This window comes from Streptomyces coacervatus, from assembly GCF_029223485.1.
Classification (GTDB): domain Bacteria; phylum Actinomycetota; class Actinomycetes; order Streptomycetales; family Streptomycetaceae; genus Streptomyces; species Streptomyces coacervatus.
On sequence record NZ_JARHTP010000002.1, the window covers coordinates 25,026 to 37,534 of the forward strand.

Here is a 12,509-nt window from a genome sequence, read left to right on the forward strand (position 1 = left end):
ACGTGTCGGGTGGATCGGTTGTGAACCGCGTCCGTGCCCGCTGCGGTGTCCGCAGGGCTCACCCGTGCACAGGTGCGTCCGGATGGTCCCGGTTCGCCCGGTGGAGGTCGGGCTGGTCGAGGTCGCCGAGGGCTAGGTGGGCGAGGACGACCTCGTAGAGATCGCTGCCGGCGGCGAGCAGCTGGCGTTCGAGGACGGGTTCCGCGCTGCGCACGTGCTCACGCACCGTCTGCGCGTGCACGCCCAGGAGCTGCGCGGCGCGTTCGGCATTGCCTCCCGCGGCGATCCAGGTGCGCAGGGTGCGGCGCAGGTCTCGGGCGTCGGCGTCGAGGCGGGCGAGCAGGTCGGTCGCCCAGGTGCGCAGGGCGGGGCCGGCCAGCAGCTCGCCGAGGCGGGGGTGGGCCGTCTCGGCGGGGTCGGCCTCGTGCGGCTTTGCCGACAGGCCGATCCAGGTGTTGAGCGCGAGGTGGACGACGGCGCGGGCGGTGAGATCGGTGAAGTCCGCGTGCAGCAAAGCCTCGACGCGTTCCATGCGGGCGCGGACGGTGTTGCGGCTGACGCCGAGCACCTTGGCGGCGTTCACCGCGGTGAACTCCAGGCCCAGCCGGGTGGTGGCGAGGAGTTCGGCGCGGGTGTGGTGGGCCAGGGTGTCGAGCGGGCGCAGCACCTGGGTCGTCCAGCCGTGCAGCGCGGCCGGGTCCATGAGGCGTTCGGGGTGGGTGCGCTCGGCGTACACGGCCTGCTGGTCGGGCCGGAAGCGGGCGACGGCGAGGGCGCTCACGGCCTGCCCGTAGGCGGTGGCGGTGCGGGCGAGGCTCTGCGGGGCGCTGCCGCCGAGGAAGGTGCCCGGCCGTCGGCCGTTCAGGGACCGCAGTTCCTCGGCGGCGGCGTCGCGGGGAGCGACGACGATGACGTGGGCGTCGACTGCGGGACAGCGCACGACCAGCACCTGCTCCTTTGTCGCGCTCAGGCACTCCTCGGCGAGGCGGTCGCGGTCCTCGGCGCAGCCTTCGAGCACGTAGACGCAGGCGGTGTCGGTGTCGAGCAGGCCGGGCCACAGTCCTGCGGCCACGCGGCGGGCGGAGACGGTGTCCTCGACCATGAGCAGCTGCAGGATCGCCAGACTCAGGTCGGAGGTCGCCTGTTGCAGACGGCGTCCGGCGGTGGTCGACTCGCGTGCCCTGATCAGGAGTTCGACCACCTGGGCGGTGTGGGTCACGATCTCGGAGGTCCGCCGGTCGAAGGGGGTCGGGCGGGACACCGCCAGTACGCCGGCCGGGGCGGGCCGCGGCTGCTCCACCCTGACGAGCCGCAGATGGCGTCCGGTGTCGTCCCAGGCCGCGGAGGCGATCCGGCCGGAGACGATGTCCGTGACGAGGTGCGCGTCCAGCGGTGTCGGTGTTCCGGCGAGGAGCCGGCCGGTGCTGTCCTGCAGACAGGCCGTCCCCTGCACGGCGTCCGCGAGCCAGGCGACGACCCGGCGGATGTCCCGTCCCGTCGGCCGCAGGTGGTCGAGGAGCTCCTGCGCCCACGTCGAGCCGTCGTCGCCCTTCACCTGTGCAGGGCGGGCCCCGTCCTTTCGGCCAGCCATGTCGGCCTTCTCCTCCTTCTCCTCGTACATCGCATCGACCTCGGCATTTCGGTCGGGGACGTTACCTCACGTGTGCCCGGTGGCTGCGTACCTACGGGTTCAGTGCGGTGGGAGCGGACGTTTCAGGCGGTGCGGCCGGTGAGGACGCCGCCCGGGGTGAGGGCCAGGGCGGCGAAGCGTTCGCCGATGCGGAGGTGGGTGGCGGCGTCCGGGTGGAGCCGGTCGGGCAGCGGCAGTTCGGCGACGTCGGATTCGCCGTAAAGTTCGCGGCCGTCAAGGTAGTTGAGGTTCGGGTCGTCGGCGGCCCGCTGGGCCACGATGCGGGCCAGCTCGTCGCGGATGACGCCGAGGGTGAGTTTCCCGCTTGCGCGTTCCGCGGGATCGCCCATGGCGTGGAACTGCAGCTGACCGCCGCTCAGCGAGGTGACGTCCAGGGCGCTGGGTCCGGGCGTGTCCTCGTGCATGGGGCACAGGATGGGTGAGACGACCAGCAGCGGGGTCGTGGGGTGGCCTTCGCGGACGGTGTCGAGGAAGCCGTGGACGGCGGGGGTGAAGGCGCGCAGGCGCATCAGGTCGGTGTTGACCAGGTTGATGCCGATCTTGACGCTGATCAGGTCGGCGGGGGCGTCGCGCAGGGTGCGGGCGGTGAACGGGTCGAGCAGGGCGCTGCCGCCGAGGCCCAGGTTGATGAGGTCGACGCCGGCCAGGGAGGCGGCGCGTGCGGGCCAGGTGGTGGTCGGGCTTGCCGCGTCGGAGCCGTGACTGATCGAACTGCCGTGGTGCAGCCACACCTTGCGGCCGCTGGGCGGGGTGGGCGCCACGGGGGCGTCGGTGCGCAGGGCGAGCAGCTCGGTGGTCTCGTTGTGCGGGAGCCAGATCTCGACGTCCTTGGCCCCGTCGGGCAGGTCGGTGAAGCGGAGTGTGCCCGCGGGGCCGGGCCGGAGTGCGGCCGTGCCGGCGATCATGTCGATGGTGACGGTGTTGCCGCCCGTGACGCTCCCCCGGCCGGCCGGGCGGCCGTCGACGAGGAGGTCGTACACGCCGTCGGGACGGGGCGGGGCGCCGACGTAGACGCGCTTGGTGGGCAGGGTGTCGAGTTCGACGGCCGTCGCGCGGGTACGGAAGGCCAGCCGTACGCCCGAGGGCTGGGACTCGGCGCTTGCCAGCTGCGGGTCGGTGCACTGGGCGCGGGCCCGGGCGGGCAGCCGGTGCGGCAGGACGCCGCGCTCGGTGTGCTCCACGTCGAGGGCGCCGCGCAGCAGGTCGGCGGTGACGGGGGTGGTGATCCAGTCGTGCTCGGTGGGCATGTCCTCAGCCTGTCGATCAAGTGGTGGGCTGCGCGGGCCAGTTGCGCAGCAGGGCGTCGAGGGCGTCCAGGATCCGCGTCCAGCTCTCCTGCGAGTCTGGGGCGCTGTGGCTGAAGCCGCCCGCCGTCTCCAGGCTCGAGTAGCCGTGAAAGACGCTGCCCAGCAGCCGTACGGCATGTGTCTCGTCCGGCTCCGTCAGGTCGTAGCCGCGCAGGATGGCGCGGGTCATCTGGGCGTGCCGGACGCCCGCGCTGGCGGCCGCGGTCTCGGGGTCCAGCCTCAGCCGGGCCGCGGCCGCACGGCCGGGGTGTTCCCGGCCGTAGTCGCGGTAGGCGTTGGCGAAGGCGATCAGGGCGTCCTTGCCGGCGCGGCCGGCGAGGGCGTCGGCGGCCCGGTCGGCGAGCTCCTCCAGGGCGTACAGGGCGATCCGTGTCCTGAGGTCCTGGGAGCTCTTCACATGCGAGTACAGGCTCGCGACCTTGACGTCGAACCGGCGGGCGAGCTCGGAGACCGTCACCTGGTCGAAGCCGACCTCGTCCGCCAGCTCCGCACCTGCATGGACCACACGTTCCGTGGTCAGCCCTGCGCGCACCATGGCCGTCCCCTTCTCTCGTCCCTGGTTCTCTCGTCCCTCGCCAGAATTGATTATGCATTTGCCTAAATCATTTAGGCAAATTAGCGTGAGCTTATGGAACCGCTGACCGAGCAAGAGATCCGTGCCGCCTTCGTGAACTGCACCAAGGGCGAGGCGAAGCGCCTGTCCGTCCCGCGCGACCTGGCCGACCGGCCCTGGGACGACCTGGACTACCTCGGCTGGCGCGATCCTCAGGCCCCCGACCGTGCCTACCTCGTCACCGAGTGGCGCGACGGCCGGCCGAGGGCCGTCGCCCTGCGCAGCTCCGCCCCCGCTTTCGGGCAGACGCGGCGCAGCATGTGCACGATGTGCCTGACCACGCACTCCGGCGGCGTCTCCTTGATGGTCGCGCCCAAGGCGGGGAAGGCCGGACAGCAGGGCAACTCGGTGGGCGCCTACATCTGCAGCGACCTCGCCTGCTCCCTGTATGTGCGGGGCAAGCGGGACGCGGGCATCGGGGCTCGGCTGCACGAGACGATCACTCTGGAGGAGAAGATCCGGCGGACCGTGGCGAACGTCGCCGCGTTCGTCGCCAAGGTCAGCACGGCATAAGCTCGGCGGATGGCGAAGTACTTCGACGTGCACCCCGACAACCCGCAGCCGCGCACCATCTCCCAGATCGCCGACAGCATCCGCTCGGACGCGCTCATCGCGTACCCGACGGACTCCTGCTACGCGCTGGGCTGCCGGCTGGGCAGCCGTGACGGCATCGACCGGATCCGGACCATCCGCAAGCTGGACGACCGGCACCACTTCACTCTCGTCTGCCAGGACTTCTCGCAGCTCGGCCAGTTCGTGCGGGTCGACAACGACGTGTTCCGTGCGATCAAGGCGTCGACTCCCGGCAGTTACACCTTCATCCTGCCGGCGACGAAGGAGGTGCCGCGCATGCTGCAGCACCCCAAGAAGAAGACGGTCGGCGTGCGCATCCCCGACCACGTCGTCACCCAGGCCCTGCTCACCGAGCTCGGCGAGCCGCTGCTGTCCAGCACACTGCTCCTGCCCGACGAGGACGAGCCGATGACCCAGGGCTGGGAGATCAAGGACCGCCTGGACCACGTGCTCGACGCGGTGGTCGACTCCGGGGACTGCGGGACCGAGCCGACGACGGTCATCGACTTCTCGGGCGGCGAGGCGGAGATCGTGCGGCGGGGCGCCGGGGACACCACAAGGTTCGAGTGAACTCGCAGGTCGTACGAGGCCGGGGGCGCCCCGGGCGACATGGGTGGCGCGTGCAACGATGACCGTATCCGGCCCGTCGGGCCGCGGAGTTGGCCGTCGCCGAGCGCGCAGAGAGGTAGTACCCCCCATGACCTCCGTTCAGGGAACAGCCGTCGACATCACCACCGAGGACGGTGTCGCCGACGCCTATGTGGCGCACGCTGCCGACGGCAGCCCTCGACCCGGTGTTCTGCTCTACATGGATGCGTTCGGGATCCGTCCCCACCTGACGGGGATGGCCGACCGTATCGCCGAGGCCGGTTACACGGTGCTGGTGCCCAACACGTTCTACCGCCACGGGCGCACGCCGGTCGTGGAGTTGCCCGAGTTCATCGACCCGGAGGCGCGTCCGGAGATCTGGGGCAAGGTCGGCCCGCTGATCATGTCTCTGACGCCCGACCTGGCCATGCGGGACGCGGCCGCGTATCTGCAGTGGCTGGCCGACTCCCCCCTCGTCGCGGACGGCCCGGTCGCGCTGACCGGTTACTGCATGGGCGCCCGGCTGTCCCTGCTGACCGCCGGCACCTACCCGGACCGGGTCGCGGCCGCGGCCGGCTTCCACGGCGGGCAGCTGGCGACGGACGCGCCGGACAGCCCGCACCTGGTGGCCGAACACATCACCGCCGAGCTGTACTTCGGCCACGCCGACCAGGACCCGTCGCTGCCGCCCGAGCAGATCCAGCGCCTGGAGGACGCGCTGACCGCGGCGGGCGTACGGCACCGCTGCGAGGTCTACCCGGGCGCGCACCACGGGTACACGCAGGCGGACACCTCCTCGTACCAGAAGGAGGGCGCCGAGCGGCACTGGACGGCGCTGCTCGACCTCCTGAAGCGGACCTTCTGACAAGTCGCCGCAGGCGCCCGCGGGTTGTGGCCCGCGGGCGCCTTTTGTCTTTCCCTCGCGTCACGCTTATTGACATGCACGCAGCACCGGTGCCAGTTTGAGAGCGCTCTCAAAGACAGGTACGGACCAACCCCCTCGAGTGACCCCACACACGGAGGTGGAGCGTGCGCCACAAGCTCCCTCGACGGCTGCTGGCCCCCACAGCCGCAGCCGCACTGATCGCCGCGGCGATCGCGATCCAGGCACCGTCGTCCGCAAACGCGGCGGTGCCCGACACGATCCCGCTGAAGCTCACCAACAACTCCGGCCGCGGCGACGCGGTCTACGTCTACACGATCGGCACCCTGCTCTCGACGGGACAGCAGGGCTGGGCGGACGCGAACGGCACCTTCCATGCGTGGCCGGCCGGCGGCAATCCGCCGACTCCCGCACCGGACGCATCCATCGCCGGGCCCGCGGCCGGGCAGTCGACGACGATCCGCATCCCCAAGTTCTCCGGGCGGATCTACTTCTCGTACGGGCAGAAGCTGGTGTTCAAACTGACCACCGGCGGTCTGGTGCAGCCCGCCGTGCAGAACCCCAGCGACCCCAACCACGACATCCTCTTCAACTGGTCCGAGTACACGCTCAACGACTCCGGTCTGTGGCTCAACAGCACACAGGTCGACATGTTCTCGGCGCCCTACGCGGTGGGTGTGCAGGGAGCGGGCGGGAGCACGGCCACCACCGGGCATCTCAAGTCGGGCGGCTACAACGGCGTGCTGAACGATCTGCGCGGCCGGTCCGGCGGGTGGGCCGGGCTGATCCAGACCCGCTCCGACGGGACGGTGCTGCGGGCACTGGCGCCGGGGCACGGGCTGGAGTCGGGCGCGTTGCCTGCGTCCGTGATGGACGACTACATCAACCGCGTCTGGCAGAAGTACGCGTCGGCGACGCTGACCGTGACGCCGTTCGGCGACCAGCCGGACACCAAGTACTTCGGCCGGGTCTCGGGCGGCGTCATGAACTTCACGAACAGTTCTGGCGCGGTCGTCACCAGCTTCCAGAAGCCGGACGCGGACAGCGTCTTCGGCTGCCACAAGCTGCTCGACGCACCCAACGACCAGGTGCGCGGCCCGATTTCACGGACCCTGTGTGCCGGCTTCAACCGCACCACCCTGCTGGTCGACCCCGACCAGCCGGACACCTCCTCGGCGAACTTCTACCAGGATGCCGTGACCAACCAGTACGCCCGCGCGATCCACGCGCAGATGGCCGACGGCAAGGCCTACGCGTTCGCCTTCGACGACGTCGGCAACCACGAGTCGCTCGTCCATGACGGCAACCCGCAGCAGGCGGATCTGACCCTCGACCCGTTCGACTGACGCCGAAGGGCCTCACCCTCCACGGGGTGAGGCCCTTTGTGTGCGGGGTGGTCAGCCGGTCGTCAGGGCGGTGTCGTCGACGACGAAGCTGGTCTGCAGGGAGGAGTCCTCGACACCGCTGAACTTGAGGGTGACGGTCGAGCCTGCCAGCGACGACAGGTCGAAGGACTTCTGGGTGTAGCCCGAGGCGGCGTTGAGGTTCGAGTACGTCGCCAGGGTGGTCGATCCGGCGGTGACCGTCAGCTTGTCGTACTGAGTGCTGGTGGTGGTCTCCGACGTGTCGATGTGCAGGTAGAAGGTGAGCGTCGCCTTGCAGCCGCTCGGGATGGTCACCGACTGGGACAGCGTGTCGGTGTGGGTGGAGCCGTAGCCGTCCAGCCAGGCGTAGTACGAACCGCCGTGCGCCGACTCACCGCTGTCGTTGACGATGACGCCGCTGGTCGCGGTCCAGGTGGTGTTGCCCGACTCGAAGCCCTGGTTGCCGAGGAGTTGGGCCGAGGTGCAGCCGCCGCCTCCGCTGGAGTTGACCGTCCAGGTGAAGGAGGCGGTGCCGGTCGCGCCGGTGCTGTCGGTCACCGTGACGGTGGTGCTGTAGGTGCCGGCCGTCGTCGGCGTACCGGAGATGACGCCGGTGGAGCTGTTGATCGACAGGCCGGTGGGCAGTCCGGTCGCGGCGTACGTCAGGGAGCCGCTGTTGGTCGAGCTGGCCGAGACCTGCAGGCTCACCGCGGTGCCGACGGTGGAGGACTGGCTGCCCGGGTTGGTGACCGTGACACCGCTGGTCGGCGGGGTGATGTGGCTGCCGACATTGATGCCGGCGAAGGCGTTGCCGACCCCGGCGTACTGGGTGGAGCCGGTGCCGTACAGCGCTGCGGCGGCGTTGAGGGCGGCAGTGCGGGCTGCGGCGTAGTCGGTGCTGGACGTCATGTACGTGGTCAGCGCCTTGTACCAGATCTGCAGGGCCGCGGCCCGGCCGATGCCGGCGACGGCCACTCCGTCGGAGGTCGGGCTGTCGTAGGTGACGCCGTTGATGGTCTTGGTGCCGCTGCCCTCGGAGAGCAGGTAGAACATGTGGTTCGCCGGGCCCGAGGAGTAGTGCACGTCGAGGTTGCCGACGCCGGAGTACCAACTGTCCGCGGAGTTGCCGTCCTTGCTCGGCTTGTCCATGTAACGCAGCGGCGTGCCGTCGCCGTTGATGTCGATCTTCTCGCCGATGAGGTAGTCGCCGACGTCGGACGAGTTGTTTGCGTAGAACTCGACGCCGGTGCCGAAGATGTCGGAGGTCGCCTCGTTCAGGCCGCCGGACTCACCGCTGTAGTCCAGGCCCGCCGTGTTGGAGGTGACGCCGTGACTCATCTCGTGGCCGGCCACGTCCAGCGAGGTCAGCGCGTGGGTGCCGCCGGAGCCGTCGCCGTAGGTCATGCAGAAGCAGCTGTCGTCCCAGAAGGCGTTGACGTACGCCGTGCTGTAGTGGACCCGGGAGTAGGCCGCGACGCCGTCGTTCTTGATGCCGCTGCGGCCGAAGGTGTTCTTGTAGAAGTCCCAGGTCTCCTGCGCGCCGTAGGCCGCGTCCGCGCCCGCGGTCTGCGTGTTGGAGCCGGATCCGGTCCCCCAGACGTCGTCGGAGTCCGTCATCAGGGTGCCGGTGCCCGAGGTGCCGTTGTTGAGGCTGTACGTCTTGTGGCCGCCGCGGGTGGTGTCGTACAGCTGGTAGGTCGACCCGGACAGCGTGGTGTTGAGGGTGACCGTGCCGCTGTACTGGGTGTTGCCGGTGCCCGTCTCGATGCCCTGGTAGCGGTGGAGCTCCTTGCCGGTGCCGGCGTCGGTGATGACGTGCAGCCGGCTGGGCGTGCCGTCGTCCTGCAGACCGCCGACCACCGTCTCCCAGGCGAGCCTGGGGGTGCCGCTGCCCGCCCAGATGACCTTGCGGGCGCTTTCGGCGGTGGGCTGCTCGGCGTGCAGGGACCTGGCGGCCCTGAGGGCCTTGGTCTGCGCGGCGGCCTTGGTGAAGGTCGCGGTGGTGGAGGCGACCTTGATGGTGTGCTTGTTGTTGAAGGTCGTGCTCACCGTGCCGGCGGCCAGGGAGGCGGGCGGGGTGTGCACGACGAGATCGCCGCCGAGGACGGGGAGGCCGGCGTAGGTCCGCTCGTAGCGGGTGTGCAGGGTGCCGTCGTTGTCCTTGACGACGTCCTTGACGACCAGCTTCTCCTTGGGGCCGAGGCCGATGGTGCGGGCGGTCGCGGTCGTCCGCTGCTTCGCGCTCTTGAGGAGCGCGCTGTGCTGCGCCGGGGTCAGGTGGGCCTCCAGTCCCCCGGCGCGGAGGGGGCTGGGATGGGGGGCGGCGGGCTTCGCGTTCGCCGGGACCGACTGGATGCCGACGGCGAGGAAGGCGGCGGTGGAGACCAGGGCTCCGACCGCGGTCCGCTTGCGGGGGATGCGTCTCACTCGTTCTCCTACTGCTGCGGCCGCGTGGGGCGGCCGGTGACAGACCGGGCAGACGGGTGTACTGACCGGGACGAGCCGAGCTGTGCGGGACCGTCACTGCGTGATGAGAACGTGGGGGGTGGGTGCGGCAGTTGGGGAGGAGGATGACAGCATTGACCAGGTCATGTCAGCACGGTTCCGGTCAATCGAGGGTTATCCCTCTGTACGACAAGGCGGCCTGCCCGCTGGGGATACGGGCAGACCGCCGGGTGGTGTCGCCGAAGGGGTCAGCTGAGGCCGAGGGAGGACAGGGCGGTGGTCCAGTCACTGGCGATGGCGCTGCGCGCGTCGTCGAGGGTGACCGTGCCGTTGCAGACGGCCTTCTTGAGCTTGTTCTCCACCGAGTCCTTGCTGTAGGCGGTCTCGTCGCCGTAGCGCGGCTCCGGCCACAGGTTCTCCGCGTCCTTGGGGGCGCCGCCGAGCTCGAGCGGGACGAGGTGGTCCTCCTCGTAGTCGGCGGTGCTGGTGTCCGAGTAACCGTACTCGGCTATCTGCTTGATCTTCAGGGCGTTGGTGTACGAGGTGGAGGGGCGCACGGTGGCGGTCCAGCCGGACACACAGATCGTCGTGTCGATCGTGGACTGGGTGACGTCCGGGTTGTAGGCGCCGGGCTGGCAGGACGGGTCGGGCAGCGGCAGATAGGACTGCGAGCAGCTGGCCGCGTGCGCGGCCGAGCCCGTGCCGATGACGATGCAGGCGACGGAGAGGGCGAGGGATGCCGTGGTGGCGGTGAGGCGGTGCGTGGCACGCATGGGGGTTCTCCCGCAATGAGGCCCGGGGGTTCCGGGCGGGTGTGTGCATGACAGCACCACCGGGTCTATGCGGGTAGAAATAGAAGGTGAAGATTCGACGACCTCACCGAATCCTTGCCAGCCCTTGGCGGGCGACTGCCCAACGCCTGGGATGCGCTTGGGTGTTCGATAACACGCCGGTAACTTGGAGTTCAGCCGTCCCCTACGCCTGATGCGGCGGCGATGGCACGCCTTGGCCCCAGGTGGCGCCACAGGAAGCCCATCTGACGGTCCATCAGTTCTTCGCTGATCGCGGTGCCCATCGGCTGGTGACCGATGCCCGGCAGGAGGAGCACCTCGTGCGGCCGGCAGGCGGCATGCAAGGCGTCCGACAGGCGCACAGTGTTGGCGGGCGGCACCTTGAGGTCGGCGAGACCGTGGATCAGCAGCAGGGGGCGGGCCAGGTTCGGCGCCTCCCGGATCAGGGAGCAGGCCTCGTACCGGTGCGGGTACCGGTCGGGGTGGCCGAGGAACCGCTCGCGCCAGTGCGCGTCGTACAGCCGCTGATCCGTGACTCCGGCTCCTGCCACCGCGACGTGGAAGACGTCCGGGCGGCGCAGGACTGCGGCGGTCGCCAGGCCGGCACCGAAGGACCAGCCGCGGATGCCGACCCGCCCGAGGTCGAGGTCGGGGTGAAGCCGGGCCGCCTCGTGCAGCGCCGTCACCTGGTCGTCGAGGGCCGGCCCGAAGAGGTCGCCGTGAATCTCCCGCTCCCAGTCCGGTCCACGCCCGGGGGTGCCGCGCCCATCGGCCGCCGGCACCGCGAAGCCCTGCTCGGCGAACCACTGCGACACGAGGACCTTCCAGTCCACTTCCGCGGTGACCCGTTGGCCCCCGGCGCCGCCGTACGGGTCGGCCAGGACCGGCAGCGGCCCGCTGCCCGGGCGGTGCCACGAGGGGAAGTGCAGCCGGGCACGCAGCCCGCGCGGCCCGAGGACGAGCCGGGTCATGTGCAGGCCCAGCACCGGCCGTTCGGCGAACGAGGTGACGGCGGCGGCCGGTTTCCCGTCCCGTACCACCTCGGCCCGGCCGCCCGGCCCGTCCGCACCGCGGCCGACCCGGACCAGGGTCCCGCCGCGGCATACGCCGAAGTGCACACCCGGATCCACGGTGAGCCGCCGGGCGCCGTCCGCCGGGCGGTAGCGCCACAGGTGTGTCTCGGTGGGTTCGTCGGACGCGGTGAACAGCACCTGGTCGCCGTCGGTGCCGAGCACGGCCCGGAGTTGGAGTCCGGGTGGCGTGACGGGAGCACCGTCGACGGTGAGGTGGCGGGTGCCGCGCAGGTCGGTGTGGGCGAGGAGGCCACCCGAGGCGGTGCGGGCGGGAAGGCCGGGGACGAGGTGCACCCAGCGGTCGTCGAGTTGCTCGTCGAGGACCGTCGTCCGGCCGTGGTCCGGATCGATGGCGAGGAAGCGAACCGTGCACTGGTCGCGGGACTGCACGACGGCGTAAGGGCCGTGGGGGTCCCAGCCGGCACCCACGACGTACTCGAAGGCCTTCCGGTCCCAACGCACCACGGTGAGCGGTCCGTTGAGATCACTGACCCAGAGGGTGACGTCGGGGCCGACGCAACCGGCCGCCGGATACCGCGGCTTGGGACCTTCACCCGCGATCGCGGGCCAGGGCGGCACCGACGCGGAGTCGGTCCTGGCGATCAGCGTCCTGGTGCCGTCCGGGGACCACCAGTGGCCGCGCGGGCCGTCGAGGGAAGTGCAGGCGGTGTGCTCGGCGGCTGCGAACTCGACGTGCGGGCCGTCCGGTTCGGCGAGCGCGCGATCACCTGTGCCGTCGACAGCCGTGACGCGCAGGGCACCGCGGGAGACGTAGGCGATGCGACGGCCGGAGGGGTCGGGACGCGGGTCGGACACCGGGCCGTGCACGGCGATCCGCCATGGCCGGCCACGGCCCCGGCGCACCGCCCACAGTCCCCCGTCCAGGACGAAGGCGATCAGGTCGACGGACCGGTCGGTGGTGTACGACTCGATGCCGACCCGGCGATGCCCGAGCAGCCGTACCGGGTCCGCCAGGACCCACTCCGTCCCCGACTCCAGGTCCAACGCCCAGAGACACGGGGCCGGATCATCGCCGGTGCGGGCCCGGAGGAACAGAACGGTTGCCCCGTCGGGTGTGACCGTGAAGCGGTCGGGGACGCCTCGGGTGAAGCGCCCTGTGCGGACGAACTGTTCGGGCAGGGACGGTGTCGCCATGTATCGGACGCTCCCGCCGGGCGGGGTATTTAAACATATGTTCGAACACCGCGTGCCGGATACACC

Annotated in this window: 10 protein-coding genes; 4 read left to right on the plus strand and 6 right to left on the minus strand. The window is 70.6% G+C overall.

Annotated features, from left to right (window positions below):
* Positions 1-58 precede the first annotated feature (58 nt).
* From P2Q00_RS03855 to P2Q00_RS03865, 3 genes are all read right to left on the minus strand, one after another.
* The gene (locus P2Q00_RS03855) at positions 59-1,591 is read right to left on the minus strand and encodes a helix-turn-helix domain-containing protein (protein ID WP_275769544.1); all 1,533 of its coding nucleotides are present in this window, start codon (positions 1,589-1,591) and stop codon (positions 59-61) included.
* A 122-nt stretch (positions 1,592-1,713) separates the two neighbouring features.
* On the minus strand, positions 1,714-2,898 hold the full coding sequence (locus P2Q00_RS03860) for a GDSL-type esterase/lipase family protein (RefSeq protein ID WP_275769545.1): 1,185 nt from the start codon (positions 2,896-2,898) through the stop codon (positions 1,714-1,716).
* A gap of 16 nt (positions 2,899-2,914) precedes the next feature.
* Positions 2,915-3,493: a TetR/AcrR family transcriptional regulator gene (locus P2Q00_RS03865; RefSeq protein WP_275769548.1), complete on the minus strand. Its 579-nt coding sequence runs from the start codon at positions 3,491-3,493 to the stop codon at positions 2,915-2,917.
* Positions 3,494-3,586: 93 nt separating this feature from the next.
* Between P2Q00_RS03865 and P2Q00_RS03870 the strand changes: the two genes are divergently transcribed.
* From P2Q00_RS03870 to P2Q00_RS03885, 4 genes are all read left to right on the plus strand, one after another.
* Complete coding sequence (locus P2Q00_RS03870; protein ID WP_275769551.1) at positions 3,587-4,084, plus strand: FBP domain-containing protein; 498 nt, start codon at positions 3,587-3,589, stop codon at positions 4,082-4,084.
* 9 nt (positions 4,085-4,093) lie between these two features.
* On the plus strand, positions 4,094-4,714 hold the full coding sequence (locus P2Q00_RS03875) for an L-threonylcarbamoyladenylate synthase (RefSeq protein WP_275769553.1): 621 nt from the start codon (positions 4,094-4,096) through the stop codon (positions 4,712-4,714).
* A gap of 127 nt (positions 4,715-4,841) precedes the next feature.
* Positions 4,842-5,597 (plus strand): dienelactone hydrolase family protein, encoded by a 756-nt coding sequence (locus tag P2Q00_RS03880; protein WP_275769556.1) that lies wholly within the window; start codon positions 4,842-4,844, stop codon positions 5,595-5,597.
* 164 nt (positions 5,598-5,761) lie between these two features.
* Positions 5,762-6,961: a glycoside hydrolase family 64 protein gene (locus P2Q00_RS03885; RefSeq protein ID WP_275769559.1), complete on the plus strand. Its 1,200-nt coding sequence runs from the start codon at positions 5,762-5,764 to the stop codon at positions 6,959-6,961.
* Positions 6,962-7,012: 51 nt separating this feature from the next.
* Here the strand turns inward: P2Q00_RS03885 and P2Q00_RS03890 are convergent, their stop codons facing one another.
* From P2Q00_RS03890 to P2Q00_RS03900, 3 genes are all read right to left on the minus strand, one after another.
* The gene (locus P2Q00_RS03890) at positions 7,013-9,406 is read right to left on the minus strand and encodes a M4 family metallopeptidase (protein ID WP_275769562.1); all 2,394 of its coding nucleotides are present in this window, start codon (positions 9,404-9,406) and stop codon (positions 7,013-7,015) included.
* Between the two features lie 266 nt (positions 9,407-9,672).
* Positions 9,673-10,197, minus strand: a complete 525-nt coding sequence (locus P2Q00_RS03895) for a hypothetical protein (RefSeq protein WP_275769565.1) — start codon at positions 10,195-10,197, stop codon at positions 9,673-9,675.
* Positions 10,198-10,388: 191 nt separating this feature from the next.
* Positions 10,389-12,443, minus strand: a complete 2,055-nt coding sequence (locus P2Q00_RS03900) for a S9 family peptidase (RefSeq protein ID WP_275769568.1) — start codon at positions 12,441-12,443, stop codon at positions 10,389-10,391.
* Positions 12,444-12,509 lie beyond the last annotated feature (66 nt).